Here is a 1,236-nt window from a genome sequence, read left to right on the forward strand (position 1 = left end):
AGTTGATAATATGGTAGATACGACATCCATAGTGCATACAACTGAAACAAAAGAGAGTAAAAGAGTAAACCGCGCAAATTTTGGAAAAATTTTATTATTAAGCTTAATAGTTTTTCTTATTCTCAGCATTTTTGGTGGGCTCTTGCATGGTGCATCAAAGGTTTCTTTGATTAATCTTGTTCATGTAATGCTCACGCAGGACTTCTCGGTGAGCAGTAAAATACGTGATTATCTCATACTTATCGACATAAGGCTTCCCCGTATTATCTTAGGGGTGTTAGTTGGAGCAGCTTTAGCTGTCTCTGGTGTCCTCATGCAGGGTCTTTTCCGTAATCCTCTTGCAGATCCTGGAATTATAGGTGTATCAGCAGGTGCAAGTCTTGGAGCTCTTTTAGCAATTGTTGTCGGTATTGCCTTCCCTTCTTTATTGGCGCCTTTTTTAGAACCTTACAAAGTCATTATAGGTGCATTTTTTGGTGGGCTGTTATCAACACTTATCCTCTATGCAATAGCAACACGTCATAGTTGTACCTCTATTGCAACAATGCTTCTCGCAGGTATTGCTCTTGGTGCTTTAAGCGGTGCTGTTGTCGGAATTCTCATTTTTATCGCAAATGACCAGCAATTACGGGACATTACCTTTTGGAATCTTGGCTCTCTTGCAGGTGCAACATGGTTGAAAGTTTGGCTTGTTTTTCCTTTTATCTGTGTCGGTCTTATTTTTTCTCCTTTTTTATCACGAGCACTTAATGCCCTTGCTCTTGGAGAAGCCGTTGCTGGCCATATTGGTTTCTATATTCAACGGGTTAAGAATATTGCTATTTTCCTTGTTGCACTTATGTGTGGTAGCGCAGTCGCTGTCAGTGGCGGCATTGGTTTTATCGGTATTGTTGTTCCACATATTTTGCGTCAACTCATTGGTCCTGATCACCGCTATCTTATTCCCTGCTCGGCTCTCTTGGTAGCTACGTTACTTATTTTTGCCGACACATTTGCACGTTTAATTGTTGCCCCAGCAGAACTGCCAATCGGAATTGTTACAGCACTTTTTGGTGCACCTTTTTTTCTTTGGATCCTTATATGTAAACGAGGAACAAATTTTCCATGATCGAAGCAGTCAACATTTGCGTTCAACGCGGAAAAAAACAGATTCTCAACCATATTGATTTTCAAGCCAAAAGTAGTGCTCTCACCGTCATTATCGGCCCCAATGGATCCGGAAAAAGTACTTTTATC

General features: G+C 40.8%; 2 protein-coding genes. Both read left to right on the forward strand.

Translation table 11 applies throughout. From position 1 onward, the window contains the following. Positions 1-10: 10 nt before the first annotated feature. Entirely contained in the window at positions 11-1,108 is a 1,098-nt protein-coding gene (locus tag ACFIK8_RS09570; protein ID WP_375669292.1) for a FecCD family ABC transporter permease, read from the forward strand. Next, positions 1,105-1,236, forward strand: a 132-nt coding sequence (locus ACFIK8_RS09575; RefSeq protein ID WP_375669293.1) for an AAA family ATPase, incomplete at its 3' end; no start/stop codon positions are given. The genes ACFIK8_RS09570 and ACFIK8_RS09575, both read left to right, overlap by 4 nt.

The sequence above is a fragment of the Bartonella sp. MR168JLCBS genome (assembly GCF_042194175.1).

Excerpts from the sequence above, each read along its gene's own strand:
- ACFIK8_RS09570 (WP_375669292.1), top strand. The coding sequence starts at position 11 with ATGGTAGATACGACATCCATAGTGCATACAACTGAAACAAAAGAGAGT.